32 protein-coding genes are annotated in these 25024 nt (G+C 73.6%); 16 read left to right on the top strand and 16 right to left on the bottom strand.

Going from position 1 to position 25024, the window contains the following annotated elements; all coding sequences use genetic code 11:
* Window positions 1-18: 18 nt before the first annotated feature.
* From TPA0908_RS10830 to TPA0908_RS10815, 4 genes are all read right to left on the bottom strand, one after another.
* Window positions 19-408 (bottom strand): squamosa promoter-binding protein 15, encoded by a 390-nt coding sequence (locus tag TPA0908_RS10830; protein ID WP_374709215.1) that lies wholly within the window; start codon window positions 406-408, stop codon window positions 19-21.
* A gap of 17 nt (window positions 409-425) precedes the next feature.
* The gene (locus TPA0908_RS10825; protein ID WP_281937082.1) at window positions 426-554 is read right to left on the bottom strand and encodes a hypothetical protein; all 129 of its coding nucleotides are present in this window, start codon (window positions 552-554) and stop codon (window positions 426-428) included.
* Window positions 555-1294: 740 nt separating this feature from the next.
* Complete coding sequence (locus TPA0908_RS10820; RefSeq protein WP_281937080.1) at window positions 1295-2035, bottom strand: ALF repeat-containing protein; 741 nt, start codon at window positions 2033-2035, stop codon at window positions 1295-1297.
* Window positions 2036-2187: 152 nt separating this feature from the next.
* Window positions 2188-2451: a hypothetical protein gene (locus TPA0908_RS10815; protein WP_281937078.1), complete on the bottom strand. Its 264-nt coding sequence runs from the start codon at window positions 2449-2451 to the stop codon at window positions 2188-2190.
* Between the two features lie 72 nt (window positions 2452-2523).
* On the opposite strand from TPA0908_RS10815, the gene TPA0908_RS10810 reads away from it, so the two are divergent.
* Both TPA0908_RS10810 and TPA0908_RS10805 read left to right on the top strand, forming a co-directional pair.
* Complete coding sequence (locus TPA0908_RS10810) at window positions 2524-3105, top strand: DinB family protein (RefSeq protein WP_281937077.1); 582 nt, start codon at window positions 2524-2526, stop codon at window positions 3103-3105.
* Between the two features lie 278 nt (window positions 3106-3383).
* The gene (locus TPA0908_RS10805) at window positions 3384-3572 is read left to right on the top strand and encodes a hypothetical protein (RefSeq protein ID WP_281937075.1); all 189 of its coding nucleotides are present in this window, start codon (window positions 3384-3386) and stop codon (window positions 3570-3572) included.
* 1 nt (window position 3573) lies between these two features.
* Here TPA0908_RS10805 and TPA0908_RS10800 read toward each other — a convergent pair whose 3' ends face one another.
* Window positions 3574-3975: a nuclear transport factor 2 family protein gene (locus TPA0908_RS10800; protein WP_281937074.1), complete on the bottom strand. Its 402-nt coding sequence runs from the start codon at window positions 3973-3975 to the stop codon at window positions 3574-3576.
* Window positions 3976-4036: 61 nt separating this feature from the next.
* Between TPA0908_RS10800 and TPA0908_RS10795 the strand changes: the two genes are divergently transcribed.
* Both TPA0908_RS10795 and TPA0908_RS10790 read left to right on the top strand, forming a co-directional pair.
* The gene (locus tag TPA0908_RS10795) at window positions 4037-4471 is read left to right on the top strand and encodes a MarR family winged helix-turn-helix transcriptional regulator (RefSeq protein WP_281937073.1); all 435 of its coding nucleotides are present in this window, start codon (window positions 4037-4039) and stop codon (window positions 4469-4471) included.
* Window positions 4468-4812, top strand: a complete 345-nt coding sequence (locus TPA0908_RS10790) for a nuclear transport factor 2 family protein (RefSeq protein ID WP_281937072.1) — start codon at window positions 4468-4470, stop codon at window positions 4810-4812. The genes TPA0908_RS10795 and TPA0908_RS10790 overlap by 4 nt, the downstream gene beginning before the upstream one ends.
* Window positions 4813-4849: 37 nt before the next feature.
* Here the strand turns inward: TPA0908_RS10790 and TPA0908_RS10785 are convergent, their stop codons facing one another.
* Window positions 4850-5473 (bottom strand): NAD(P)-dependent oxidoreductase, encoded by a 624-nt coding sequence (locus TPA0908_RS10785; protein WP_281937070.1) that lies wholly within the window; start codon window positions 5471-5473, stop codon window positions 4850-4852.
* 102 nt (window positions 5474-5575) lie between these two features.
* Here TPA0908_RS10785 and TPA0908_RS10780 point away from each other — a divergent pair, with 102 nt between their 5' ends.
* Window positions 5576-5965 carry a winged helix-turn-helix transcriptional regulator gene (locus TPA0908_RS10780; RefSeq protein ID WP_281937068.1) on the top strand — a complete coding sequence of 130 codons (390 nt, stop codon included), beginning with the start codon at window positions 5576-5578 and terminating at the stop codon, window positions 5963-5965.
* A 204-nt stretch (window positions 5966-6169) separates the two neighbouring features.
* Window positions 6170-6544, top strand: coding sequence for a VOC family protein (locus TPA0908_RS10775; protein WP_281937066.1), 375 nt, complete (start codon window positions 6170-6172; stop codon window positions 6542-6544).
* Between the two features lie 50 nt (window positions 6545-6594).
* Here the strand turns inward: TPA0908_RS10775 and TPA0908_RS10770 are convergent, their stop codons facing one another.
* Window positions 6595-7062 carry an SRPBCC family protein gene (locus tag TPA0908_RS10770; RefSeq protein WP_281937064.1) on the bottom strand — a complete coding sequence of 156 codons (468 nt, stop codon included), beginning with the start codon at window positions 7060-7062 and terminating at the stop codon, window positions 6595-6597.
* Between the two features lie 39 nt (window positions 7063-7101).
* Here TPA0908_RS10770 and TPA0908_RS10765 point away from each other — a divergent pair, with 39 nt between their 5' ends.
* The 3 genes from TPA0908_RS10765 (at window position 7102) to TPA0908_RS10755 (ending at window position 11592) form a co-directional block, all read left to right on the top strand.
* The gene (locus tag TPA0908_RS10765) at window positions 7102-7686 is read left to right on the top strand and encodes a GNAT family N-acetyltransferase (protein ID WP_281937062.1); all 585 of its coding nucleotides are present in this window, start codon (window positions 7102-7104) and stop codon (window positions 7684-7686) included.
* Between the two features lie 88 nt (window positions 7687-7774).
* Window positions 7775-8371, top strand: a complete 597-nt coding sequence (locus TPA0908_RS10760) for a hypothetical protein (RefSeq protein WP_281937060.1) — start codon at window positions 7775-7777, stop codon at window positions 8369-8371.
* Between the two features lie 62 nt (window positions 8372-8433).
* A complete protein-coding gene (locus TPA0908_RS10755) occupies window positions 8434-11592 on the top strand; it encodes a BTAD domain-containing putative transcriptional regulator (RefSeq protein WP_281937059.1) in 3159 nt (1052 codons plus the stop codon).
* Window positions 11593-11639: 47 nt separating this feature from the next.
* Here TPA0908_RS10755 and TPA0908_RS10750 read toward each other — a convergent pair whose 3' ends face one another.
* A complete protein-coding gene (locus TPA0908_RS10750; protein WP_281937058.1) occupies window positions 11640-12464 on the bottom strand; it encodes an ABC transporter permease in 825 nt (274 codons plus the stop codon).
* The gene (locus TPA0908_RS10745) at window positions 12461-13417 is read right to left on the bottom strand and encodes an ATP-binding cassette domain-containing protein (protein WP_281937056.1); all 957 of its coding nucleotides are present in this window, start codon (window positions 13415-13417) and stop codon (window positions 12461-12463) included. The genes TPA0908_RS10750 and TPA0908_RS10745 overlap by 4 nt, the downstream gene beginning before the upstream one ends.
* Window positions 13418-13604: 187 nt before the next feature.
* Here TPA0908_RS10745 and TPA0908_RS10740 point away from each other — a divergent pair, with 187 nt between their 5' ends.
* Window positions 13605-14198, top strand: coding sequence for a biliverdin-producing heme oxygenase (locus TPA0908_RS10740; protein ID WP_281937055.1), 594 nt, complete (start codon window positions 13605-13607; stop codon window positions 14196-14198).
* 3 nt (window positions 14199-14201) lie between these two features.
* Here the strand turns inward: TPA0908_RS10740 and TPA0908_RS10735 are convergent, their stop codons facing one another.
* Both TPA0908_RS10735 and TPA0908_RS10730 read right to left on the bottom strand, forming a co-directional pair.
* Window positions 14202-14732, bottom strand: coding sequence for an SRPBCC family protein (locus TPA0908_RS10735; protein WP_281937054.1), 531 nt, complete (start codon window positions 14730-14732; stop codon window positions 14202-14204).
* 2 nt (window positions 14733-14734) lie between these two features.
* Window positions 14735-15043, bottom strand: coding sequence for an ArsR/SmtB family transcription factor (locus TPA0908_RS10730; protein WP_281937052.1), 309 nt, complete (start codon window positions 15041-15043; stop codon window positions 14735-14737).
* A gap of 65 nt (window positions 15044-15108) precedes the next feature.
* On the opposite strand from TPA0908_RS10730, the gene TPA0908_RS10725 reads away from it, so the two are divergent.
* Entirely contained in the window at window positions 15109-16038 is a 930-nt protein-coding gene (locus TPA0908_RS10725; protein WP_281937051.1) for an LLM class F420-dependent oxidoreductase, read from the top strand.
* Between the two features lie 30 nt (window positions 16039-16068).
* On the opposite strand, the gene TPA0908_RS10720 is transcribed toward TPA0908_RS10725, so the two are convergent.
* Window positions 16069-16434, bottom strand: coding sequence for a hypothetical protein (locus TPA0908_RS10720; RefSeq protein WP_281937049.1), 366 nt, complete (start codon window positions 16432-16434; stop codon window positions 16069-16071).
* A 67-nt stretch (window positions 16435-16501) separates the two neighbouring features.
* On the opposite strand from TPA0908_RS10720, the gene TPA0908_RS10715 reads away from it, so the two are divergent.
* Window positions 16502-17728, top strand: a complete 1227-nt coding sequence (locus TPA0908_RS10715) for an FAD-binding protein (protein ID WP_281937047.1) — start codon at window positions 16502-16504, stop codon at window positions 17726-17728.
* A 17-nt stretch (window positions 17729-17745) separates the two neighbouring features.
* On the opposite strand, the gene TPA0908_RS10710 is transcribed toward TPA0908_RS10715, so the two are convergent.
* The 3 genes from TPA0908_RS10710 to TPA0908_RS10700 all read right to left on the bottom strand — a co-directional run bounded on the left by TPA0908_RS10710 (window position 17746) and on the right by TPA0908_RS10700 (window position 20304).
* Window positions 17746-18885, bottom strand: a complete 1140-nt coding sequence (locus TPA0908_RS10710; protein ID WP_107155793.1) for a site-2 protease family protein — start codon at window positions 18883-18885, stop codon at window positions 17746-17748.
* Window positions 18886-19218: 333 nt separating this feature from the next.
* Window positions 19219-19422 (bottom strand): hypothetical protein, encoded by a 204-nt coding sequence (locus tag TPA0908_RS10705; protein WP_281937045.1) that lies wholly within the window; start codon window positions 19420-19422, stop codon window positions 19219-19221.
* A gap of 21 nt (window positions 19423-19443) precedes the next feature.
* The gene (locus TPA0908_RS10700; RefSeq protein ID WP_281937044.1) at window positions 19444-20304 is read right to left on the bottom strand and encodes an alpha/beta hydrolase; all 861 of its coding nucleotides are present in this window, start codon (window positions 20302-20304) and stop codon (window positions 19444-19446) included.
* Window positions 20305-20541: 237 nt separating this feature from the next.
* Here TPA0908_RS10700 and TPA0908_RS10695 point away from each other — a divergent pair, with 237 nt between their 5' ends.
* The 4 genes from TPA0908_RS10695 to TPA0908_RS10680 are packed head-to-tail and all read left to right on the top strand — an operon-like array spanning window position 20542 to window position 24053.
* Window positions 20542-21429, top strand: a complete 888-nt coding sequence (locus TPA0908_RS10695) for an ABC transporter ATP-binding protein (protein WP_281937043.1) — start codon at window positions 20542-20544, stop codon at window positions 21427-21429.
* A gap of 22 nt (window positions 21430-21451) precedes the next feature.
* Window positions 21452-22258, top strand: a complete 807-nt coding sequence (locus tag TPA0908_RS10690) for an ABC transporter permease (protein WP_281937041.1) — start codon at window positions 21452-21454, stop codon at window positions 22256-22258.
* Between the two features lie 29 nt (window positions 22259-22287).
* Entirely contained in the window at window positions 22288-23436 is a 1149-nt protein-coding gene (locus TPA0908_RS10685; RefSeq protein WP_281937039.1) for a sensor histidine kinase, read from the top strand.
* Window positions 23433-24053, top strand: a complete 621-nt coding sequence (locus TPA0908_RS10680) for a response regulator transcription factor (protein ID WP_281937037.1) — start codon at window positions 23433-23435, stop codon at window positions 24051-24053. The genes TPA0908_RS10685 and TPA0908_RS10680 overlap by 4 nt, the downstream gene beginning before the upstream one ends.
* 75 nt (window positions 24054-24128) lie before the next feature.
* Here TPA0908_RS10680 and TPA0908_RS10675 read toward each other — a convergent pair whose 3' ends face one another.
* A complete protein-coding gene (locus TPA0908_RS10675; protein WP_281937035.1) occupies window positions 24129-25013 on the bottom strand; it encodes a L,D-transpeptidase in 885 nt (294 codons plus the stop codon).
* Between the last annotated feature and the right edge of the window lie 11 nt (window positions 25014-25024).

Raw genomic sequence — 25024 nt, 5'->3', positions numbered from 1 at the left:
TGTCCTTCCGAACTGCGGCTACGACCCGGCGGTGGGCCAAAACTCGTCGTCCTCCTCGTCCGGTGACGAAGGGGCGTACTGCCGCAGAGCGCCGTTGCGGATCATCCAGACGCGGAACAAGGACTCCTCCTGGTCCATCACGAAGAGCTGCACTGCATTGGGATTGTGCCAGGCCAGGAAACCGAAATGCTCCACGACAGCAGTAAGGTCGGCGTGGTTAAGCGCCCCGGCGAACACCTCACATTCGGGGTTCTTATGTCCGCCCCACTGGTTGTCCGCAGCGGTAATCAGGCGCAGGTTACCGCTGCCGCCTGGCCTCATGCCTAGCTCGCGACGGGGGCACTCATTGTCGAGCCACCCGCTGAACGCCTCAGCGTTGTGGCGGTCCTCCGGACCCACCGACAGCATCACGTTGGCAACCCAGCTCACCGCATCCCCCAATCCACGACCAGGGACCGTACAGCCATTCGTACAGCCAAGACCATCCGCTTGCGCTGATAGCGCCGGACGGTGACGGACAGGCCGACCAGCGTCGAGCCCAGGCTGCCAGCCATCCGCGATCTTCTTCTGAACCTCAGGCCCGGCCGCCGGGTAAAATCCACTGTTGGCGGCACTGCGCCAACTTCCCGAGCTGGTGTCATTCTGTCGCGCGCCGAGGCGTCTCTGCCTCAAGGTCCTCAGCACCCCGACGTCTGAACTCCACCACAGTCAGTGCGGTCGCGGCCAAGAGCGTCAGTGGAGCCAGGACCAGTAGATACACGGCCCAGGGCGTGATGAAATTGAGGACGAAGCACCCGACCACGACGATGGGCCATGACCACGCCAGGACGCCTGGTCCCCAAAACCGCCACGGCGATGCTCCTGGTACTGCCTCCCACGAGCTCAGGCGGCCGAGCAGTGCACTGATCACGCTTGACCAAATGCACAGCAGAATCAGCATGCATACAAACGGACCTAAGCCATCGGGCACGGCAACATTGTTGGCCCCGCCCTGTGAAGACGCAAGGGCGGAGGGTTGTCAGCGCTCCGAGGTGACCGTGCCTGCGCGACGGTCCGCAAGAGGTCGACGGCCAGCGGGGAGTGGTGTGAGAAGTCGAGAGGTGTTTCCGCTGCAGAGCCGCCGTGTGCCCAGGTCGGCGAAACGGGTAGTTTGATCCCATAATCCCTCGGTCGCGGGTTCGAACCCCGCCGGCCCCACCACGTCGAATCCCTGGTCGACCGTGCTGTCGACGGCCCGGACGAACCGCGCCGACCGTGCCCGGCCGGACGGAGCATCGAGCCGGGCACGTCGCGGCTATGCCACGAAGCGGGAACGGCGCCGGCGGCCGATCACGAAGCCCACGCCGCCGAGGAGCAGAAGCGCACCACCGATGCTGGCTACGGTCGCGGTGTCGGAACCGGTCACGGGCAGCCCGCCACCCTCGCCGAGGGGAGCACCCGGGCTGACGGAGGGGGCAGCGGTCGGCACGGCCGTCGCCGAGGCGCTGGGCGTGGCGCTCGCCGTCGGCGTGGGCTGAACCGTTGAGGTCGCCGTGGGCGTGGGCGTCGGTTGAGCCGCGCAGTCGAGCGCGCGGGCGTCGTGCAGGCCGATGTTCAGGTAGGCCAGAAGAACGTCGACGGACCCATCATCGAGGGCCTTCTGCGTCGCGGCCCGCACGTTGGGGCCGGCGCCGGTCAAGGTCTGGACCGTCTTGACCCGCAGGGCCGTCTGCCAGGCGCTCCGCACGCCCGACTTGAGGAACGCGCGCAGCTCGTCAGCGGTGCCGTTCAGTTGGTCCTCGATGGCCTTGGGCAGACCGGGCAACGATTCGGCGCTCGCCTCGGCGAGGAGCCGGTAGGCCAGCAACCGCAACTCGGCGTTGGTGGCGGTGTCCAGGTCGATGGCGATGAGCTCACGGAAGTCCTTGTAGACCTTCCGCTCGACCGTCTGGCAGGCTCCGTCCAACCCGGGCGCCTGAGCCTGAGCCGCCGCCGGCGCCGCCGGAATCAAAAAGGCCAGCGCCACCAGGACGCCGGCCGACAACTTCCATCGCACGTGGATGGTCCTCCCCGTTGCAGGCAAAAACATGGAGATGCTACTGACAGCGGCCGAACCGCACTGCCCCGTGGGATCGACCTTCGTCGGTGACGGGCGGCACGCGAGCTCTTCGAGGCGGCAGCCCGCGGCCACTGTCCGAGCGACAACCGTCAGCGATCAGCCGGCCGGGAGCGCCCAGGAACGTCACCCCGTCGTCGCGGATCCTCCGCCGGCGGTAACGGAACCATGCGTTCCTCGTACACCCGGATCTCGGCCCGGAAGCGGTGCGCGGCCGGATGCCAGATCTCCTCGAACGGCCCCATCACGTTGTCGCCGACACCCCGGCGACGGACCCGGGCCGCCAGCCACGCGAGAGGCCCCAGGACGGCCGCCAGGACACCGACGACCAGCACGATCGCCAGCAGCTCAGCCATCGACCCACCCTAGCGGCGATCGTCGGGAGTCGGGGCTGTGCCGCCAGAGTTGGATGCCGCATGCTGTCCGCCATGACGATCTTCGACCCCAAGGCCGACCTGCTCGACTACCTGCGCGGGGCGCGCAGCGTGCTGGTGTGGAAGCTCGACGGGCTGGGCGAGTACGACATCCGCCGCCCGCTGACGCCCACCGGCACGAACCTGCTGGGCCTGGTGAAGCACCTGGCCCGAGGCGAGTTCGGCTACTTCGGTGAGACCTTCGGTCGGCCGAGTGACGCCGTTCCGCAGTGGCCGGCGGGCGAGGAGACGTGGGAGGCATGGGCCCTGCCGACCGAGTCGCGCGAGTCCGTCATCGAGCTGTACCGACGGTCCTGGGCGCACGCGGACGCCACGATCGAGGCGTTGCCGCTGGACGCGGTCGGTCGGGTGCCGTGGTGGGGCGACGGCGGCGAGGTGACGCTGCACCACGTCCTGGTGCACGTGACCGCCGAGACGCAGCGCCACGCCGGTCACGCCGACATCGTCCGCGAGCTGATCGACGGCGCGGTCGGTCTGCTCCCCACCATGACGAACGTGCCGGCCCTGGACCCGGCGGCCGTGGCTGAGCATCGGGACATGGTGGAGCGGAACGCGCGGGAGGCCGCCGGGCGCTGAGGTCTGCTCGGGCCAGCCGCCATCTCGTCCCTGACCGTGGCGACCGGGGCCAGTCGCAGGCGGCAGCAGGTCATCTCCGGCTGCGCCCGGCAGCGTCGAGCGACTTGCCCAGCCGATACCGCAACGCGCGTACCTGAGCGATCGACAATGCCACCCGAGCGCCTCCTGTGTCGTCTGTCGCGCTCTGTATCATCACCGGTTCAGCAGCGGCGTGACCGGGTCGCGCACGGGCACTGCGGGACGCCGAAGAGGCGCTGCCCGGTGCTGACGAGCGCGCCGTGCAGGCCGCCCGGCAGATCAAGGCCGAGGCTCGCGCCCGGGTCGAGGCGGCCCGCGTCGAGCTGCATCGCGTCATGGTGGCGGAGTACCGGGCCGGTGCCCGCCAGGTAGATCTCATTCGCCGCACCGGCTACAGCCGCGAGCGGGTCCGGCAGATCCTGCGGGCCGCCGGCGTCGAGGGGGACTGACTCAGGGTCGCAGGGGCGTGCGGCGGGGGATCACCTTCCGGTGCGCGATCCGCCACCCGGCACCCTCGCGGCGGACGACGTCCTCGTACACGACGCTGCCGACCGACCCGTCGGCGTGGATGCCGATCCCCTTCGACACCGCTCGGACCGTGCCGTCCGCGTCCTCGGTCACGTGGACGTTGGTGACGTGGTGCCCGACCGGATTGCGGTCCCCCAGGGCGAGGGCCGCGCTCCTGATCGCCTCGGGGCCGTGCAACTCGCCGAATCCGAAGGACGTCACGTCGTAGACCACGTCGGCGGTGAACAGCTCGCCCATCCGGTCGAGTTCGCCGGCGTCCACGAGATGCCCGTGCAGGGCCAACAACTCGTGGATCGCCAGCAGGTCCGCCACCGGCAACGTCATCGGTCGCCCCCTCGTCGCATGATCTCTTGATGCTATCAAGAGTTGACGATATAAAGAGACCGTGACCGACGAGACGTCCGAGGACGCCTTCTTCCGGGAGTTGGGCGGCACCTGCGCTGAGCTGCGGCAGGCGTTCGCCCGACACGTGGGCATCAGCCCGCAGCGCGTGCAGTTGCTGGTCCGGCTGCGACGCGCGGGGGAGACCAGTCACCGCGACCTGCGCCGGGCGTTGGGCGTCGACGGCGCGAGCATCACCCGGCTGGTCAAGGAGTTCGAGGCCGAAGGGCTGGTCGGCCGCCGTCTCGACCCGGCGGACAACCGCTACACCCTGGCCGCGTTGACCCCCACCGGCGTACGCGTGGCCGACGACCTGGCGCGGGCCCACCAGGCGTACCAGGAGCGGCTGCTCGACGGTGTCACCGCCCGCGACCGGCAGACCGTGCGGCGCGTCCTGCAACGCGTCCGGGCCAACGCGACCGAACCGGACGGCCGGTGACCGACCACGGGCGCGCCGTGGCCCGGCGCATGTACGCGGCGTTCAACAATCGTGACTACGACGCCGTGCCGGGGATCTTCGCGGTGGACTTCCGCAGTCATCCGCTGGGGACCACCGGGCCGGAGCACGTGGCTCCGGCCTGGCGGCGGTTCCACGAGGCGGTCCCCGACGTCCGGGTCGTCGTCGAGGACACGGTCGTCGAGGGGGACCGGGTCGCGGTCCGCACCAGCGTGCACGGCGTGCCCGGCCAGCCGCCGTCGACCATGCTGGAGTTTCTCCGGGTACGCGACGGACGCATCGCCGAACTCTGGGGCCTGTCGGCCCTCAACCGCGGACACTGACCAGCCTCGTCGGGACGGGGCCCGGCCGGCTCGGGGCTCACGCCTCGCGGACGCTCGCGGTCCCCCGTAGGTGGCGGGGCGCCTCGATCTCGTCGAGCAGCGCGATCGCGAAGTCCGGGTAGCTGATCCGGCTGGCCGGATCGCCGTGCGCGGCGAACTCGTAGCGGCCGGTGCGGACGCCGTCGTGGTCGAAGTCGCCCGCCGGTGCCACGTACGACCAGTCGAGGTCGCAGTGTCGCAGCTCGGTGAGGCCCGCCGCATGGCCGAGGAAGAACGGGCGGTACTCGTCCGGGTAGCCGGGCTCGTCCATCAGGGGCGTGCCGGACGGCCCGGGCAGGACCGGTGCGAGACCGACCACCACCAGGCGGCGTACGCCCGCCTCGGTAAGCCCGGCGGCCAGCGCGCGCGACGACGCGGGGAAGAAGTCCTGCGCTGGCACGGTCAGGTCCGCCGCCGCGCTGATCGCCGCGTCCTGCCCGGCGGCGGCCCGCGCCACGCTGCCCGGGTCGGTGACGTCGCCGGCCACCACCGGCGCGTCGATCGGGTCGCGGTGCCGGGCGGGGTCGCGTACCACCGCCGTGACCTGGTGGCCGCGCCGCCGCGCCTCGGCCACGGCCCGGCGTCCGGCGCGGCCGCCGGCCCCGAAGATCACGATGTTCATGAGAAGACGCCTCTCACCAGGGCCGGAGCCCTGTGCCCGGCCGGTGCGCCGACGGTATCGACGGGCCTGGTTACCTCGGGGATACCGGCTATCGTGAGCGGCATGAGGCAACCGTTGCCCGCCGACATGTTCGACGAGCTGTGCCCGTCCTCGCTCAACCCGATCCGGTTCGGCGACAAGTGGGCGGCGCTCATCATCCGCTGCCTCGAAGGCGGCCCCCGGCGCTTCTCCGAGCTGCGGGTGCCGCTGCGCCGCGTCACCCCGAAGGTGCTCACCGGCTCGCTGCGCGCCCTGGAACGGGACGGTCTGGTGACGCGCACCGTCCACGCCGGACGCGCCGTCGAGTACGAGCTGACGCCGGTGGGCCGCAGCATGCTCGAACCGATCGCGGTGGCGTGCGCCTGGACCGAGCGGCACTGGGACGAGCTGCTCGACGCACGCGAGTCGTACGACGCCGCGGCGCCTTCCGACCGGCGGGCCGGGCCGGCGTGACGATTGCGACTGTCGACCGGGCCGACTAGCGTCAGCGTTCGTGAACACCGGACCGGCCCGAGGCCATGCACGGATTGGTGATCCGGTGGAGGTCTGACCGCGCCGCGGGTGCGCCACGGGCACCCGCCAGGTCGGGCCCGCGGACCTCCCGCCGCTCGCGCACCGATGGTTCCCATTCGTGTCGAGCACCGTGAGGTCAACCGCATGACCGTTTCGTTCAACCACACCATCGTCGCCGCCCGGGACCGCCACGCGTCGGCCCGGTTCTTCCGGGAGCTGCTGGAGCTGCCGGAGGCGCCGTCCTGGGGTCCGTTCACCAACGTGCAGCTTTCCGACGGCGTGCTGCTCCAGTTCGCCGAGCCGCCGGTGGAGATCCAGATGCAGCACTACGCGTTCCTGATCGACGACGACCTGTTCGATCGGGCGTACCAGCGGCTGTGCGACCGGGGCGTCGAGCACTGGGCCGATCCGCAGATGCGTCGACCCGGTGAGATCAACAACGAGCACGGCGGCCGGGGCGTCTACTTCAAGGACCCCGGGGGCCACGCCATCGAGCTGATCACCCGCCCGTACCTGTAGTTCGGGTCGATGTGCCGGCCGGACGCCGAAACCGGTGCCCGGCCGGCACGTCAGCGCGGCGATTCGACGTACGCGGCCAGGTTGGCCAGCGAGGACGCGATGCCCTCCTCGTGCACCGCCTGGTCGATGCCGGGTGGCACGCCGGTCGCGGTGACGGTCACCTCGGTCGCGTCGCCGACCGGGGCCAGGTGCCAGGTCAGGGTCATGATCCCCGCGTACGCCGGGTCGTCGGCCTCGAACACGGCGGTCTGCACCACCCGCTCCGACCGGACCAGGTCGGCGAACCCGACGTCGACGACGTCCGTCGCGTCCGACGTCTTGCCCGGGCTGCCGGTGGGGTCGAGATAGGTGAGCGCCATCCGGAAGCCGCCACCGGGGCGGGGATCCCAGCGCTCGATCCGCCCGCGCATGCCGTCCGGCGGCAGCCACGCCTCCAGCGCGTCCCGGTGCAGAAGCGCGTCGTAGACCGTCGCCGGCACCGCGGCGATCGTCCTGCGCGCCCGATCGATCCTGCTCACCACTCGATTCTAGGAGCCGGCCGAGTGGAGGATGGGCGGGTGAGATTTCCCCTCTCGACGCCGCCCGCCATTCCCGCCGGCACCCTCGCGTCCGGTCCGCAGCCGACGCTCGCCGTCGGCGACGACCTCGTCCTGCGGCCCTGGCAGGCGTCCGACGCGCCGGCGTTCCTCGCCGCCTACCAGGATCCCGAGATCCGCCGCTGGCACACCCGCCGACCCGACTCCGAGGACCAGGTCCGCGAGTGGTTCGCGTACTACCGCCAGGCGTGGCACCAGGAGACGGCGGCGAGCTGGGCGATGACGCACGGCGGCGGTGAGCCGCTGGGGCGCATGGTGCTGGGCGCCGTGGACCTCGGTGACGGGGTGGCGGTGTGCGCGTACTGGGTGGCGCCGGCCGCCCGCGGCGCGGGCGTGGCCTCCCGGTCGTTGCGGGCGGTGAGTGACTGGGCGCTCGGCGCCGGCTTCCACCGTCTCGAACTCGACCACTCGACCCGCAACCAGGCGTCCTGCCGGGTCGCCGTCAAGGCCGGATTCCGGGCCGAGGGCACCAGGCGCAACGCCGCCGTGCACCCGGACGGACGACACGACATGCACCTGCACGCCCGCGTCCGCGGCGACCAGTGACCCACGCGCCGGGTCGGTCGTGCGCGGGACACCGTCAAGGAGCGGCCGTGTGTGATGATCGATGCCGGGATCACCGGCGGGAGGGCGTGTGAGCGAGCCACAGCGCGGCACCGCGCCACGGACGTCGTTCTGGCAGTCGATGGCGGGGATACTCACCGCCGTCGCCGGCCTGATCACCGCGCTCGTCGGCGTCGCGGCATTCGTCTACCAGGTCACCGGTGGCGGCTCCACCGCCGCTCCGGCGACGCGGTCGCCCACTCCGTCGGTTTCGCCCCGGGAGGCAGGCGCGGAGACGTCCCCACCGCAGGCCGCCACCCCGGAGAGTGCCGGGGACGGCCCCTTCGAACTGCTCTTCAACAACAACGGCGTCGATCTCGACGCCGACCCGCCCAGGGTGGCCACCGGGCCGGACCCCGAGATCGACATTTACGACGGGGGTGGCTCGATCCAGAGCTTTCCCATCTGGGCCGGCCTGGCCAGGTGGAGTCGCACCGGCTCACCGACCCGGGAGGACTGCGTCTCCCTGCTCAACGGCTTTGCGACGATCGACTCCACCTACCGCAAGGGCAGCCGATACTGCGTGCACACGCGGGAGGACGTCCACGTCGCGTTCGTCGAGTTCGTCGCACCGATCGAGGCCGGCTGGAAGATCCGGGTGACGGTCTGGCCGGGCACGGCGGACTGACCTCCGTGACTGGTCTCCCACGACGCGCGGGACTCGGTGGACGCGAATGAGAGAGTGACGGCGTGCGGGTGGGGATCCTCGGGCCGCTGGAGGTCCGCGACGGCGAACAGGCCGTCGACGTCGCCGGTGCCCGGCTGCGGGCGCTGCTGATCCGTCTCGCCCTGGACCCGGGCCGCCCGGTGAGCGTGCCGGCGCTGGTCGAGGCGCTCTGGGCGGACGCGCCGCCCGCCGACACCGCGAACGCCGTGCAGACGCTGGTGTCCCGGCTGCGCCGCGCGGTGCCCGGGCTCGGGGTTCGCCGCGGCCCGACCGGGTACCGGCTCGACCTGACCCCGGACGACGTGGACGCGGAGCGGTTCGCACGGCTGGCCCGCCAGGGTCGGGAGGCGCTGCGCGACGGCGACCCGCAGCGGGCGCTCGGGTCACTGCGGGACGCGCTGGCGCTGTGGCGCGGCCCCGCGCTGGCCGAGGTCGCCGACGCGCCGTACGCGGACGCCGCCGTGGCGCGCCTGACGGAGCTGCGGCTCACCGCCCAGGAGGACCGGATCGAGGCGGAGCTGCGGATCGGCCGGCCGGAGCTGCTGGTTGCCGAGCTGGACGAGCTGACCGCCGCGTACCCGCTGCGGGAGCGGCTGGCCGCGCTGCGCCTGCGGGCGTTGGCCGCCGCCGGTCGGCCGGCTGAGGCGCTGGCCGCGTACGAGCGGATCCGGCAGCGGCTCGCCGAGGAGCTGGGGGTGGACCCCTCGCCCGAGCTGCGGGCCGCGCACCTGGCGTTGTTGCGGGGCGAGGCGGCCCCGCCACCGGCGCCCACCGGCCGGCGGGGGAACCTGCGCGCCGCGCTCACCACGTTCGTCGGGCGGGACGACGACCTGCGTCGGCTCACCGGGCTGCTCGCCGGCAACCGGCTGGTCACGCTGCTCGGGCCGGGCGGCGCCGGCAAGACCCGGCTGGCGAGCGTGGCGGCCGGCCGGCTGGCGGACGGCGTACCGGGCGGGGTCTGGCTGGTCGAGCTGGCCCCGATCACCGACCCGGCGGACGTGCCACGCGCCGTGCTCGACACGCTCGGTCGCCGGGATCGGACGCTGGAACCGGCCCGGACCCCGATCCGCGACACGCTCGGCCGGCTGGTCGACGCGCTCGCCGCCGACGAGACGCTGATCGTGCTGGACAACTGCGAGCACGTCGTCGAGGCCGCCGCCCGGCTCGCCGAGGAACTGCTCGGCCGCTGCCCGGGGCTGCGTGTGCTGGCCACGTCCCGCGAGCCGCTCGGCATCGTCGGCGAGGCGCTGGATCCCGTACCGCCGCTGCGCCTGCCGCCGGCGGACGTGTCGCCGGCCGACGCGGTCGCGTACCCCTCGGTGCAGTTGCTGCGTGACCGGGCCGGGGCCGTGCGGGCCGGGTTCACGGTGACCGACGACAACGTCGCCGACGTGGTGGAGATCTGCCGCCGCCTGGACGGCCTGCCGCTCGCCATCGAACTGGCCGCGGCGCGGCTGCGGACGCTGTCGCCGCGGCAGGTCACGGCCGGCCTGGACGACCGGTTCCGGCTGCTGACCGGCGGCAGCCGGACCGCGCTGCCCCGGCACCGGACGCTGCGCGCGGTGGTGGACTGGAGCTGGGGGTTGCTCACCGGCGACGAGCGCCGGCTCGCCGAGCGGCTCGCCGTGTTCCCGGCCTCGGTCACCGCCGACTCGGCGACCGGCGTCGCCGGCCCGGCCGCCGCCGCGCTGCTCGACGCGCTCGTCGACAAGTCGCTGCTCCAGGTGGTCGGCGACGGGCGGTTCCGGATGCTGGAGACCATCCGGGAGTACGGCCTGGAGCGGCTCGTCGCGGCCGGCGGCGCCGCCGAGGCGCGGGCCGCGCACGCCGCGTACTTCCGGGACCTGGTGGTGACCGCGGAGCCGCACCTGCGCACCGCCGGCCAGCTCCCCTGGCTGCGGCTGCTGGCGGCGGAACGGGAGAACATCGTCGGCGCGCTGCACTTCGCCTGCGACGCCGGGGACGCCGACACCGCGCTGCGGATCGGTGCCGGGCTGGCGCTGCCGCTGATCATCTGGGGTGACGACGGCGGGATCGGCGGCGACGTGCTGGCCCGCGCGCTCGCGCTGCCCGGCCCGGCGCCGGCGGCGGAGCGGGCCGTGGTGCTCGCCATCCGCATGATCACCGAGATGTTCCACAGCGCCCGTGAGCCCACGCCGGAGCGGATCGCGGAGCTGACCGACGCGGTCCGCGCGGCGCGGGGGACCGGGCACCCGCTGGTGGCGTTGCTCGAACCGGCCCTGTCGATGTTCACCGACGACACCGCCGCCGGGATCGCGGCGGTGGACCGCGCCCGTGGGCACCCCGACCCGTGGACCGACGGCACGCTGCTCACCATGCGCGGCCAGATCCGGGAGAACGACGGCGACGCCGAGGGCATGCTGCGCGACCTGACCGGGGCGGTCGCGGAGCTGCGGGTGGTCGGCGAACGGTGGAGCCTGTCGATGGTGCTGAGCCAGTACGCCGACGCGCTCACCAAGCGCGGTGACTTCCCGGCGGCCACGGCCGCGCTGGAGGAGTCGGCGCGGCTGGTCCGCGAACTGAACCCGAGCGCCGAGCCGGGCTTCCAGTTGATCTGGCTGGCGGCCATCCGGGCCCGGTCCGGGGACGTGGCCGGCGCCAAGGCGGAACTGCGCCGGTTCGTGGCCGAACGGGTGGCCGACCGGGAGGGTCGGGATGCCGCGTTCGCGCTGATGATGCTCGGCGACATCGCCCGGATCGAGGGTTCGCTCGACGAGGCGGCGGAGTGTTTCGCGGAGGCGATGCGCCGCCAGGACGAGGCGCCGCTCGTCGCGCCGCAGTTCCGCGGGCTGCTGTTGGCCGCGATGGCGAACCTCGCGCTCGCCCGGGGCGACGTGCCGGGCGCGCGTCGCTGCCTGTCCGAGGCCGCCGCCCGAGGGCTCGCCGCCCGGGACATGCCGGTGATCGCGATCATCGCGGTCGGCTGGGTGGCGGTCGCCGCGGCGGAGGGCCGGTACGAGCGGGCCGCCGAGCTGCTCGGCACGTCCGACTCGCTGCGCGGCTGGCCGGACCGGTCCAACCCGGACGCGCAGCGGCTCGCCGAGCGGCTGCGCGCCGAGCTGGGCGACGACGGGTATGCCGCCGCGTACGCCCGGGGGCACGGCCTGAGCCGGGCCGCCGCCCTGGCGTCCGTGAGCGGCGACCCGGTCCGGACGGCCTGAGCCGGCCGCCGCCCCGGCGTTCGCGAGCGGCGGCCCGATGCGGCCGGTCAGGCGCGGCGCCGGTAGGCCCGTACGGCCAGCGGCGCGCAGACCGCGATGATCGCCACGGTCCAGATCAGTGACCGGGTCACCGGCCCGGCGACCGGACCGCCGAGGATCAGGCCCCGCGCCGCGGTCATCACGTCGGCCACCGGGTTCACGCCGACCCACCACTGCAACCAGCCGGGCATCGTGTCGGCCGGCGCCATCATGGTGGTGCCGAACGTCAGCGGGAACATCACCAGGAACGCGGTCCCCTGCACCGCGCTCGGGCTGCGCATCAGCACGCCGAGCAGCACCCCGACCCAGCTCACCGCGAACGCGAACGCGATGGTCAGCAGGCACGCCGCCAGCGTGGACAGCGGATCGGTGCCGATCCGGAAACCGATGGCGTAGCCGAACGTGAACAGCACCACGATCGAGACCACGAACCGCACCAGGTCGCCGACCACCGAGCCGACAAGCGGCGCGGACCGGGCGATGGGCAGGCTGCGGAACCTGTCGAAGACGCCCTTCTCGATGTCGGTGTTGAGGCTGACGCCGGTCGCGACGGACGCGAACAGCACGGTCTGCACCATGATCGCCGGGAGCAGGAACTCCAGGTACTCGTGCTGCGAGCCGGAGATCGCGCCGCCCAGCAGGTAGACGAAGATCAGCACGAAGACGATCGGTTGGAGCGTCACGTCGAGGAGCTGCTCCGGGGTGCGGAGCGTCTTGATCAGGCTGCGGCCGGCGAGCGCGAGGCTGTGCCGGACCAGCCCGAACGGGCGGGCGCCGGGCCGGGGCGCACGGGTCCGGGGCGGCGTCGCCGCCGGGTGCGTGGTCGTGGTCATGCCGCCACCTCCGTGGGCTGCTCGGCGCCGTGGCCGGTCAACGTGAAGAACACCTCGTCCAGGCTGGGCAGCCGTAGCGCCAGCTCGACCACCCCGATGCCGGCGTCGTCGAGCCGGCGCACCACAGCGGTGAACGCCGCGTCGCCCTCCACCGGCACGGTGAGCAGGCCGGGCCGGGGGAGTTCGGGTTCGGCGCCGGCGCCGGCGCGCAGGATGTCGGCGACCTCGCCGATCCGCTCCGGCTCGGTCGGCCGGACCACGATGGTCTGGCTGCCGGCGATGCGCTTCAGCTCGGCCGGCGTGCCGTGGGCGATCACCCGGCCGTGGTCGATCACCGAGATCTCGTCGGCCAGCGCGTCCGCCTCGTCCAGGTACTGCGTGGTGAGCAGCACCGTCGAGCCGTCGTCGACGAGCGAGCGGACCACCCCCCACATCTCCTCGCGCTTGGCCGGGTCCAGACCGGTCGTCGGCTCGTCCAGGTAGATCACCTCCGGCCGGCCGACCAGGCTCGCGGCCAGGTCCAGCCGGCGGCGCATGCCACCGGAGTACGTCTTCGCCGGCCGTCCGGCGGCGGCGGTCAGGTCGAACCAGGCGAGCAGTTCGGCCGCCCGCGCCCGGGCGTCGCGCCGGCTCAGGTCCAGCAGCCGGCCGATCAGCACCAGGTTCTGCGTACCGGTCAGGTCCTCGTCGACCGACGCGTACTGCCCGGTCAGGCCGATCAGCCGGCGGACCCGGGCGGCGTCGGCGACCACGTCGTGACCGCCGACGGTGGCCCGCCCGGAGTCCGGGCGCAGCAGGGTGGCGAGGATGCGTACCGCGGTGGTCTTGCCGGCGCCGTTCGGCCCCAGCACCCCCAGCACGGTCCCCCGTCGTGCGGCGAGGTCGATCCCGGCCAGCGCGGTCGTCGAACCGAACCGCTTGACCAGGCCCTCCGCCTCGAATGCGTAGCTCATGGCACCGACCATGGCGGGCGCCGCTGGTAGCGCCCGCACACGACGCTGACACCGGTACGCACACCGCGCCGCCGACCGACAGGAGGTGCTCGCTCGCCGCGCCCGCCGACCACCTGGACCGGTGAACGGCCGACCCGGATGGCGGTGGCGATGTGCGCCGCGAGGCCCGACTGGGCATACTCGCCGGATGTCCGATCAGTCCCGGCGCCCGGCGGCGTCGCCGATGCTGGCCGCGCTGCGCGACGGCACCCGCGACCACCACGCCGCCGTGGAACGGCGACTCGGCCTGCCCGACCGGATCCGCTCCCGAGGTGATCTGGCCGCCGCGCTGGTCGGGCTGCTCGCGGCCTGGTCACCGTTGGAGCGGGACCTCGCCGCCGCCGACTGGTCCGGGCTCCCGCTCGACCCCCGGCTGGGCGGGGCCACCGCGTTGCTCCGCGCCGACCTGGCTGCCCTCGGTGTCGCGCCCGACCGGCCGGTCGCCGGCTCGTCGGGCCTCCGCTTCGACACCCTCGCCCGGGCGGTCGGCGGCCGGTACGTCCTGCTCGGCAGCGCCCTGGGTGGCAGCGTCATCGCGCCGGAGGTGGAGCGCCGGCTGGGGCTGGCCGAGGGGGAGGCGACCCGGTTCTTCCGCCGCAGCGGGGGCTCGCCGGGGCGCGACTGGCGGGACTTCCGGCGCGCGCTGGCCGGGCGGGAGTGGTCGGAAGCGGAGTTGCGGGACGCCGCCGAGGCGGCCCGGCGGACCTTCGCCGTCGTGGGCGACGCCGCTCGCGTGGCCTGAGGTTCAGGGGCGGTCCAGGCGTTCGGCGTACGCGTCGCGCAGCGCCGCCCAGTCGAATTCCTTCGCCTCCGCCCCACGGATCGGGCCGACCGGGTCGCCGTCGAGCAGGTGCCCGGCGACGTCCAGGCAGAGGTGCCAGCCGGCGGCCACCATCGGGGCCAGGTCGGGCCGGTCGATCCGGTGCCGCAGCGTGAGCGTGGTGCCGGCGTCGGTCGGGGTCAGTTCCCAGCGGAGCAGGGCGGTGCCCCAGGTGTACTCCAGCACGCGCGGGCGGTCCGCGCGCAGGATCGTGGCCGGCGCCGGGTGCGCCCGGTCGCCGTCGACCGTGCGGAGTGTGGTCTCGCCGGGGCTGCCCAGGTCGCGGTCGGCCAGGAACGGGGCCCACTCGGCGAGCTGTGCCGGGTCGGTCAGCGCGGTCCAGACCCGCTCGGGCGGGTGCCGCAGGCCGCGGACGAGGACCAGGTCCCACCGGTCGTCGACCGGAACCCGGTCGACGTCGGCGAGCGGGCCGGGGCGGAAACTGTCACGCTGCATCGTCACTCCTGACGGTCGAGATGGCGCTCCAGGGCGTCGAGGTGTTCGGTCCACATCAGCCGGTACGGCCCGAGCCAGTCGTCCACCGCCCGCAGCGGCCCGGTGTCGACCCGGTAGATCCGCCGTTGGGCCGCGCTGCGGCAGGTGACCAGGCCCGCCTCGCGCAGCACCCGGAGGTGTTTGGACACGGTCGGCTGGCTCATGCCCAGCGCGTCCACCAGGTCGCCGACGCTGCTCTCCGCCCGGCGCAGCCGGTCGAGGATGCGGCGGCGGGCGGGCTCGGCCAGTACGGCGAAGGTGTCCACGGGCACCCACCCAATATGCCACACGGGTTATATGTCTGTGTGGGCATAGAGAGTGTCCCTATGCTCGGGGCATGGAACTGCGGATCTTCACCGAACCCCAGCAGGGGGCCAGCTACGACCAGTTGCTCGCCGTGGCGCGCCGCGCGGAGGAGACCGGCTTCGCCGCGTTCTTCCGCTCCGACCACTACCTGAAAATGGGCTCGGTGAGCGGCGATCCCGGACCGACCGACGCCTGGACCACGCTCGCCGGCCTGGCCCGGGACACCACCCGGATCCGGCTCGGCACGCTGATGAGCGCCGCCACGTTCCGGCTGCCCGGGCCGCTCGCCGTCACCGTGGCGCAGGTCGACCAGATGAGCGGCGGCCGGGTCGAGCTGGGCATCGGCGCCGGCTGGTACGCCGAGGAGCACGCCGCGTACGGCATCCCGTTCCCGCCGGTGGGCGAGCGGTTCGACCGACTGGAGGAGCAACTCGCGGTCATCACCGGACTCTGGTCCACCCCGGCCGGTGCCACGTTCGACTTCCCCGGCACGTACTACCCGGTCACCGACTCGCCGGCGCTGCCCAAGCCGGTGCAGCGGCCCCGCCCACCGGTCCTGCTCGGCGGTCGCGGCCCGAAGCGCACGCCCGGCCTGGCCGCCCGGTACGCCGACGAGTTCAACATGCCGTTCGCCTCGGTCGACGACACGACGACCCAGTTCCGGCGGGTGCGGGACGCCTGCGCCGAGATCGACCGGGACCCGGCCACGATGACCTGGTCCAACGCGCTGGTGCTCTGCTGCGGCCGGAACGACGCCGAGGTGGCCCGGCGCGCCGGGGCGATCGGCCGGGAGCCCGCCGAACTGCGCGCGAACGGCGCCGCCGGCACGCCCGCCGAGGTGGTCGACACGCTCGGCCGGTACGCCGAGGCGGGCAGCAGCCGGATCTACCTCCAGGTGCTCGACCTGGCCGACCTGGACCACCTGGAACTGGTCGCCGCCGAGGTGATGCCGCAGCTCTGAGCGCGGACCCGCGACCAGGGCCGGGGGCGGTCAGCCCGCCGTCGCCCGCCGGATCGTGTCGAGCCGGCCGTCGCGGTCGCTGTCCAGGTACGTCAGGTCCGGGACACCGTCGCCGTCCAGGTCGACCTGCACCACGTCGGCCACGCCGTCGCCGTCCAGGTCGGTGACCACCTCGACGGAGCCGTCCAGATGCCGGGTCACGATCGACCGGCCCGGCCCCTCGCGTGGCGGCGGCCCCGGGTGGGGCACCGGGTCCGGCTCGGGTTCCGGCGTCGGCGCCGGCGCGGTCAGGTCCGGACCGGCCCCGGCCAGGTCGGGGCCGACGCCGGTCGGGTCGATCTCCTCCTCCGACGGGTACACGTCGCCGCGGAGGCTCGGGTCGCGGTAGCTGCTCATCCGTCCAGGATTCCCGCTGCGACCCCGAAGCAACCCTGCCCGCGCCGGATGGCGGATGATGCAGCGCATGACCGACACCAACTGGGCCGGCAACGTCCGCTGGTCGGCCCGGACCCGGCACCGGCCGACCTCCCTCGACGAACTGCGCCGGCTGGTCGCCGGGGCGGACCGGGTCCGGGCCGTCGGCACCGGCCACTCGTTCAACCGGCTCGGCGACACCACGGGCGTCCAGGTCGCGCTGGACGGGTTGCCGCCCACCGTCGCGCTCGACCCCGACCGCGGCACGGTCACGGTCGCCGCCGGCCTGCGCCACGGCGACCTGGCCACCACACTGCACGCCCAGGGGTACGCGCTGGCGAACCTCGCCTCGCTGCCGCACATCTCGGTGGCCGGCTCGGTCGCCACCGCCACCCACGGCTCCGGCGTCGCCAACCGCAACCTGGCCGCCGCCGTCGCCGCGCTGGAACTGGTCACCGCCGACGGTGACCTGCTCACCGTCGACCGGACCGACAGCCGGTTCGCCGGCCTGGTGGTCAACCTCGGCGCGCTGGGCGTGGTCACCCGGCTCACGCTCGACATGGTCCCCACGTTCACGGTCCGGCAGTACGTCCGGCTCGGCCTGCCCCGCGCCGCGCTCGACGAGGCGCTGGACGCCGCGTACAGCGTCAGCGTCTTCACCGGCTGGCGGTCGGCGCGCTTCGACCAGGTGTGGGTCAAGCAGCGTGCCGACCAGGCGCCGCCGCCGGCCGACTGGCTGGACACCGAGGCGGCCGAGACGCCGCAGCACCCGGTGCCGGGCATGTCACCCGAGCACTGCACCGCCCAGTTCGGCGAGCCCGGGCCGTGGCACGAGCGGCTGCCGCACTTCCGGCTCGGCTTCACCCCGAGCAGCGGCGACGAGTTGCAGTCCGAGTGGCACGTGGCCCGCGCCGACGCGGCGGCGGCGCTCGCCGCGCTCGACCCGGTCGCCGAGCGGATCGCCGCCGTGCTCCAGATCTGCGAGCTGCGTACGGTGGCCGCCGACGAGATGTGGCTGAGCCCGAACTTCCGCCGGGACACGCTGGCGCTGCACTTCACCTGGATCGGCGACCCGGCGGCGGTCGCGCCGGTGCTGGCCGAGGTGGAGCAGCGGCTCGCCCCGTTCGCGCCGCGCCCGCACTGGGGCAAGCTGTTCGACCGGGACCCGGCCGCCGCGTACCCCCGGCACGCCGACTTCGTCGCGCTGCTGCGCGAGTTCGACCCGGCCGGGAAGTTCCGCACCGCGGAGCTGGACCGCTACTTCCCCCGCGACTGACGGCCCACGGCGCGCGGTCAGCGACCGGTGGAGGTCTGCTGGCGCAGGCTGCCGCGCTGCACCGCGCGGCTGATGTCGCTGGGCGAGACGATCCCGACCAACTGGTCGTCGATCACCACCAGCGCCCGGCCGTCGGTGCACTCGTTGAGCCGGGGGAGCAGGTCGGTGAGCTGTTCCTCCGGGCGGGCGAGCACCAGCTCGTCGGCCCGGCAGGACACCTCGGCCAGCGTGGTGGAGGCGCGGCGGTCCGGCGCGGTGCCGCGTACCCGGTCGAGGGTGACCAGACCGACCGGCCGGCCGTCGGCGGTCAGCGGCAGCGCCGAGTGCCGGTACGCGAACAGATAGTGGTCGACGAAGTCGGCCACGGTCAGGTCGCCGGACGCGGTCTGCGGCTGCGGCGTCATGACGTCGCCGACCCGGACGCCGCGCAGCGCGTCGCCGACGCGCGCCTGCCGCTCCTCCTGCCCGGCCGCGCCGATCAGGAACCAACCGATCAGCGCCAGCCAGAGTCCGCCGAACCCGGCGCCGCTGAGGAACCGCCACAGCCCGAGCCCGATCAGCACGATGCCCAGCACCCGGCCGGCGCCGGCGGCCACCACCGAGGCCCGGGTCCGGTCGCCGGTGGCCTTCCACACCGCCGCCCGCAGCAACCGGCCACCGTCCAGCGGCGCGGCCGGCAGCACGTTGAAGAGCGCCAGCAGCACGTTGATGCCGGCCAGCCAGGAGAGCGCGCCGAGCAGCAGACCGTGCCCGCCGGCCACCGCGACGGCCACCGCGATCGCGCCGAACACCACACCGATGATCAGGCTGACCAGCGGTCCGACGCCGGCGATCCGCAGCTCGGCGCCGGGATCCCTCGCCTCGCCCTTCAGCTCGGCGACGCCGCCGAAGAGCCAGAGCGTGATGCCCTCGACCTCGATGCCGTTGCGCTTGGCCACCACCGCGTGCGACACCTCGTGGGCGAGCAGCCCGAGGAAGAAGACCACCGCGGCGGCCAGGCCGGCCGCGACGTAGGCGATCGTGGAGTGGCCGGGGTACGAGCGCGGGAACAGGCTGGCCGACAGCGTCCAGGCGATCAGCACGAAGATGACCAGGACACTCCAGTTGACGCCGACGGGTACGCCCGCGACCCGGCCGAGCCGGAAACTCGCCCTCATCGCTCCGTCATACCCGCCCCACCCGCGCCCACACCAGTCCCGAACGGCCCAGCGCGCCGCGCTCGCCACGAGGTAGGCACCCACGATGCCGGGAGCATGACGCGGCGGATCACGATCAGCCTGCCCGACGACGTCGCCGATTACGTCGAGCGCTCAGCCGGCAGGATGTCTGGCTTCATCGCGGACGCCCTGCGACGGAAGATGCGGGCGGACGGGCTGCGGGCCCGGTGGGCCGAGCGCGGTTACCGGGTGACCGACGAGGACGTCGAACGTGCGGGTCCCGCACGAAGGTGCCGTGGTAGTCGTCGTGGTATTCGGGATGCACGGCGGGCGTCAGCAGTGACGTGGCACCGGCGTCGAGCGCGGCCTGGTAAAGGTGGCGACATCCTCGCGGGTGTCGACGGTGAGGGCCAGGTGCATGTTCGTGCCGACCGTGCCGCCGTCGATCAGCCAGAAGTAGGGCTTCACCCCGGCCAGTCCGAAGCCGGTCATGGCCGTCGGCTGGTTCGGGGTGGCGTTCGGCGGGATCTGGAGCATCTTGGTGATCCCCGGTGACCGCTACCCGGCCCGGTTGCGTCGGGGCGCCTCACTGACCACGGTCGGGGAGAACTCGTTGGCCGCCTCGACCGCCCACTCCAGCGCGTGGTCGGCCTCCTCCTCCCAGCCCGGCTCGCCGCCGACGAAGTGCGACCGGCCGGGGAACTCCCGGTAGCCGGTGATCGCGGTGGAACCGCGGTAGAGGTTGGCGAGACTGCTGGCCAGCGACGGCGGGATCACATGGTCCTCGCCACCGGCGGTGATCAGCAGCGGTGCCCGGTCGCTGCGCTTCTTGTCGATCTCGGTGGCCGAGTCCGGGTCCAGGTTGGCGAACGAGCCCTCGAACAGCACGTGCCCGGCGCCGGGTACGGCGTACCGCTGCCAGGCGGCGTCGGACTCCGCCCGGGTGAGCGTGTTGCCGAAGGCGTACCGGAAGTCCTCGGCGGTGAACGGGACCGCGCGGTGCCGGTTGGCCGGGTTGTGCAGGATGGAGAACCCGGAGCGCAACGTGCTCAGCGGCAGCTTGAGCACGCCCTTGACCGGCGCGGGGTGCACGCCGACGACGGCGGCGCCGAGCCGGCGGTCCAGCAGCAGTTGGGCGATCAGACCGCCGAACGAGTGCCCCATGATGATCGGTGGTCGGGGCAGCTCCCGGATGATCGTCGCGTAGTGGTCGACGATGGTGGCGATCCGCTGGCCGGCGATCGGCGTGGGGTCGGCCCGCAGGTCGGCTACCTCGCGGTCCATGCCGGGCCAGGCCGGGGTGAGCACCCGGAAGCCGCGCGCCGTGTAGCGGTCGGCCCAGCGCTCCCAGCTTCGCGACGTCATCCAGAGCCCGTGGATGAGCACGATCGTGTCGACGCGTCCGGTAGGTACCCCCATGCCGCGGCTTACCCAACCCGCCCGCCCTCACTCCCACCCGGCGCCCCCGGGCCGGCCAGCCCACATCGATCTTGGAGTTGTGGCACCTCCGATAACGGCACTAAACCGACATTCTTTGGCGCCGCAACTCCAAGATCGCGGTAAGTGGACGAGGCTGCGGCTGCCTGACAAATGTCACGGGCGGAAGGTGACGCCTGTTCCCGGGACCCGGACGTCGCGGGCCGGAGCATCGTTGGCATGACCGACACCGCACCGGCCGTGGAACTGGCCGGACTCACCAAGACCTACGGCCCGGTGACCGCCGTGGACGGGCTCAGCCTGCGGATCACCCCCGGTGAGGTGGTGGCCTTCCTCGGCCCCAACGGCGCCGGCAAGACCACCACCGTGGACATGCTGCTCGGGCTGGCCCGACCGGACGCCGGCACGGTCCGGCTCTTCGGCGGCAGCCCGACCGACGCCGTCCGGCACGGCCGGGTCGCCGCCGTGATGCAGACCGGCGGGCTGCTCAAGGACCTCACCGTCACCGAGACGGTACGGATGACCGCGCACTTCTACGGCCACACCCGGCCGGTGGCCGAGGTGCTGGAGCGCGCCGGCATCGCCGAGATCGCCGACCGGCCGGTCGGCAAGTGCTCCGGCGGCCAGCAGCAGCGGCTGCGGTTCGCCCTGGCGTTGCTGCCCGACCCGGACCTGATGGTGCTGGACGAGCCGACCACCGGCATGGACGTCGAGGGGCGGCGCGACTTCTGGCAGGCGATCCGGGCCGACGCCCGCTCCGGCCGGACCGTCCTGTTCGCCACCCACTACCTGGACGAGGCCGACGCGTACGCGGACCGGATCGTGCTGGTCCGGTCCGGCCGGGTGGTCGCCGACGGCACCACCGCCGAGATCAAGAACCTGGCCGCCGGCCGGGTGGTCCGGGCCACGCTGCCCGGCGCCGACCAGGCCGCGCTCGCCGCGCTGCCCGGCGTCCGCTCCGTCGAGGTACGCGGCGACGCGATCCTCGTGCACAGCGAGGACTCCGACGTCGTCGCCCGGCACCTGCTGACCCGCACCGACGCCCGGGACCTGGAGATCACCTCACGCAACCTCGAGGACGCGTTCCTCGCCCTGACCGCCGCCTGACCGACCTGCCCGGGAGCCTCGCATGACCGCCACCACCTCACCCGACACCACCACCGGCCCGCGCCGGCCCGACCGCCGGCCGCCCGCCCTGGGGGGCTTCTCCACCGCCGTGCTCGCCATCGAGATCCGCCGGGTCCTGCGCAACCGTCGCACGCTGATGTTCATCCTGGTCATGCCGGCGGTCTTCTTCCTCCTGTTCGGCCTGCCGTCGCGCGGCGAGAAGCTCGACAACGGCCTGCCGGTCACCGGCTGGATCATGATCAGCCTGGCCGTGTACGCAGCCATGGTGGCCACCACCAGCGCCGGCGCGGCCGTCGCCACCGAGCGTGCGCTGGGCTGGAGCCGGCAGTTGCGGCTGACCCCGCTGCGCCCGGCCGCGTACGTGGCGACGAAGGTGGCCACCGCGATGGTGCTCGGGCTGCTCGGCGTGCTCGTCGAGTTCGGCGTCGGCGCCGCCTCCGGGGTGCGGTTGCCGGCCCACGTGTGGCTGGAGTCCGGCCTGACCGCGTGGATCGGCTCGCTGGTCTTCGCCGCGTTCGGCCTGTTCGTCGGCTACCTCGCCCCGGCCGAGAACGTCATGCAGTTCATGGGCCCGGCACTGGCCATCCTGGCCATGCTGGGCGGTCTGTTCGTTCCGCTCGATCTGCTGCCCGACGTGATGCGGCAGATCGCCACGTTCACCCCGGTGTACGGGGTCGGTCAGCTCGCTCGCGCGCCGCTGACCGGCACCGGGGTGGACTGGGCGGCGGTCGGCAACGTGGCCGCCTGGACCGCGTTCTTCGGTCTCGGCGCGGCCCGCCTGTTCCGCCGCGACACCACCCGGGTCTGACCGGGGCGGCGAGCACTAGCGTGGTGGGCGTGACGTTGCCGACCGTCCCGGCCCGGCCGGTGAACCGCCGCCACTGGCGGTTCACCGGCTGGCTGCTGGCGGCGGTCTGGCTGTTCTTCCTCAACATTCCGTTCGTCACCGCCCTGCACCAGCCGGAGCTGTGGCGGCGGCTGCTCGGGCTCGCCTCGGTGATCGCGTTCGCCGTGGCGTACGTGCTGATCTTCGAGTGGGGTCGGGCCCGCCGGCAGCAGCACCGCCCGATCCCGGCCGACCGGGCCCGGCTGCTGATCGCGGTGCTGCTCGCGCTCGGTCTGGCCGGCATCCCGGGCACCGGCGGCGACTGGCTGACCACACTGGTCTTCGTGGCCGCCGCCGCGGTGTTCCTGCTGCCGTCGGTGGAGGCGCTGGTCGTGGTGGTGCTGGCCGCGGCGACCCCGCCGGTCACCTCGCGCCTGGTGCCCGGCTGGGAGTCGGAGAGCACTGTCGTCTTCGCGGTGCTGCTCGCCTCGTTCGCCATGTTCGGGGTGAGTCGGCTGGCCCAGCGCAACGGCGAACTCCAGGCCGCGCAGGCCGAGATCCGCCGGCTCGCGGTGGCCGAGGAGCGCGCCCGCACCGCCCGCGACCTGCACGACATCCTCGGGCACTCGCTGACCGTGGTGGCGGTGAAGGCCGAGCTGGCCGGCCGGCTGCTGGAGCTGGACCCGGCGCGGGCGGCCGTCGAGATCGCCGACGTGGAGCGGCTGGCCCGGGAGGCGCTGGCCGACGTGCGGGGCACCGTCGGGGCGTACCGCGGGGTGGATCTGGCGTCCGAGGTGGCCGGCGCCCGGTCGGCGCTGGCCGCCGCGGGCATCGTCGCGGAACTGCCGAGGTCGGTGCCGGAGCTGCCGGCGGACCGGGACGAGCTGTTCGGCTGGGCGGTCCGCGAAGGGGTGACGAACGTGGTGCGACACAGCGGCGCGCGGCGCTGCGTGATCCGGGTGGACCCGGCGGGGGTGGAGGTCCGCGACGACGGCCGGGGACCGGCCGGCGAGTCGGCGGGCGCCGGGCACGGGCTGGTCGGGCTGCGGGAGCGGGCGGCCCGGTTGGACGCCACCGTGACGGTGGCCCGGGCGTCCGGCGGGCGCGGTTTCCTGCTCCGGGTCACGGTGCCGCACCCCGACGGAAGGACACCCGGATGACCACGCCGATCAGACTGCTGCTCGCCGACGACCAGGCGTTGGTCCGGGGCGCGCTGGCCGCGCTGCTGTCGCTGGAACCGGATCTGACCGTGGTGGCGGAGGTGAGCCGCGGTGACGAGGTGGTGCCGGAGGCGCTGCGTACCCACCCGGACGTGGCGCTGCTCGACGTGGAGATGCCCGGCCTGGACGGGGTGGCCGCCGCGGCGGCGCTGCGGGCGGCGCTGCCCGGATGCCGGGTGCTGGTGGTGACCACGTTCGGCCGCCCCGGCTACCTGCGCCGGGCGATGGAGGCGGGCGCGAACGGCTTCGTGGTCAAGGACACCCCGGCCCGCCAGCTCGCCGACGCGGTCCGCCGGGTGCACGCCGGCCTGCGGGTGGTCGACCCGACGCTGGCCGCCGAGACGCTGGCCACCGGCGCGAGTCCGCTCACCGAGCGGGAGACCGAGGTGCTGCGCACGGCCCGGGGCGGCGGCACGGTGGCCGAACTGGCGGCGACGCTGCACCTCTCCGAGGGCACCGTCCGCAACCATCTCTCGTCGGCCATCGGCAAGACCGGCGCCCGCAACCGCGCCGACGCGGTCCGGGTCGCGGAGGCCAACGGCTGGTTGCTGGGTTGAAGGAGGGCCCCCTGTCAACGCACGGTGTGAGAGGGGAACCCTTCTCTACCGGAGGCGTTAACAGGGGGCCCCTCCTTACCGGCGGTCGACGATGACGAGGGCGGTGCCGGGGGACAGTTCGGCGAGGAGTTGGCGTTGGGCGGCGCGGGTCAGCCGGATGCAGCCGTTGGTGACGTTCTTGCCGAGCGTGTCGTCGTTGTACCAGGTGTGCAGCCCGATGTGCGCGCCCCGCAGGCCGGTCGGCACCGCGTCCGGGTCGTCGGGGATCGCGCCGAGCGCGAAGATGTCGACGCCGCCGTAGACGTCCTGCGGCGGCGGGGTGCGGCCCAGGATGAACGTGCGGCCGAGCGGGGTGAGCTGTCCGGGCATGCCGAGGCTGACCGGCCAGGTGTGCACCGCGCGCCCGTCCCGCAGCCAGGTGAGCCGGTGCGTGCGGCGTTCCACCACGATCTGGTCGCGCAGCGCGACCGTGGTCCAGCCGCCTTCCGGCAGCCAGGCGACGGTGCGGTTCGCGGAGGGGAGCAGCACCGCGGTCCACCCGGCGCGGCGCTCGACGATCGGCACGGTCAGCGGGACGTCGTTGATCGTCGGCGCGAGGAAGGCCCGGGGACGGCCGCCGGGCGCGTCGTACGCGGGGATCTTCCGGTCCGGCCGCGCCCCCTCGCGGAGCTGCCGGGTGTCGGTCGGCGTCGGGTCGGCGGGGAAGCCGCGCGGTGCCGGGTCGTAGGTGACCACCGGCAGGTCGGCGGGCGCGGGCGCGGCGGGCGGCACGGACTCCACAGGCGACGGCCGCGGTGACGCCGGCCCGGTCGGGGCCGGTCCGGCGCCGACCAATGTGGGCGCCGGCGTGCCGGTGAGCGCGTGACCGACCAGCAGCGCGGTGGCCAACAGCAGCGGTACGCCGAGCGCGGCGAACAGCCAGCCGGGAATCCGCCGCCCGGTGACGTGGTCATAATGCACGAAAGCGACTC

Source organism: Micromonospora sp. AKA38, assembly GCF_027925725.1.
Lineage (GTDB): Bacteria > Actinomycetota > Actinomycetes > Mycobacteriales > Micromonosporaceae > Micromonospora.
This window is presented reverse-complemented; position numbering and strand designations above follow the sequence as displayed.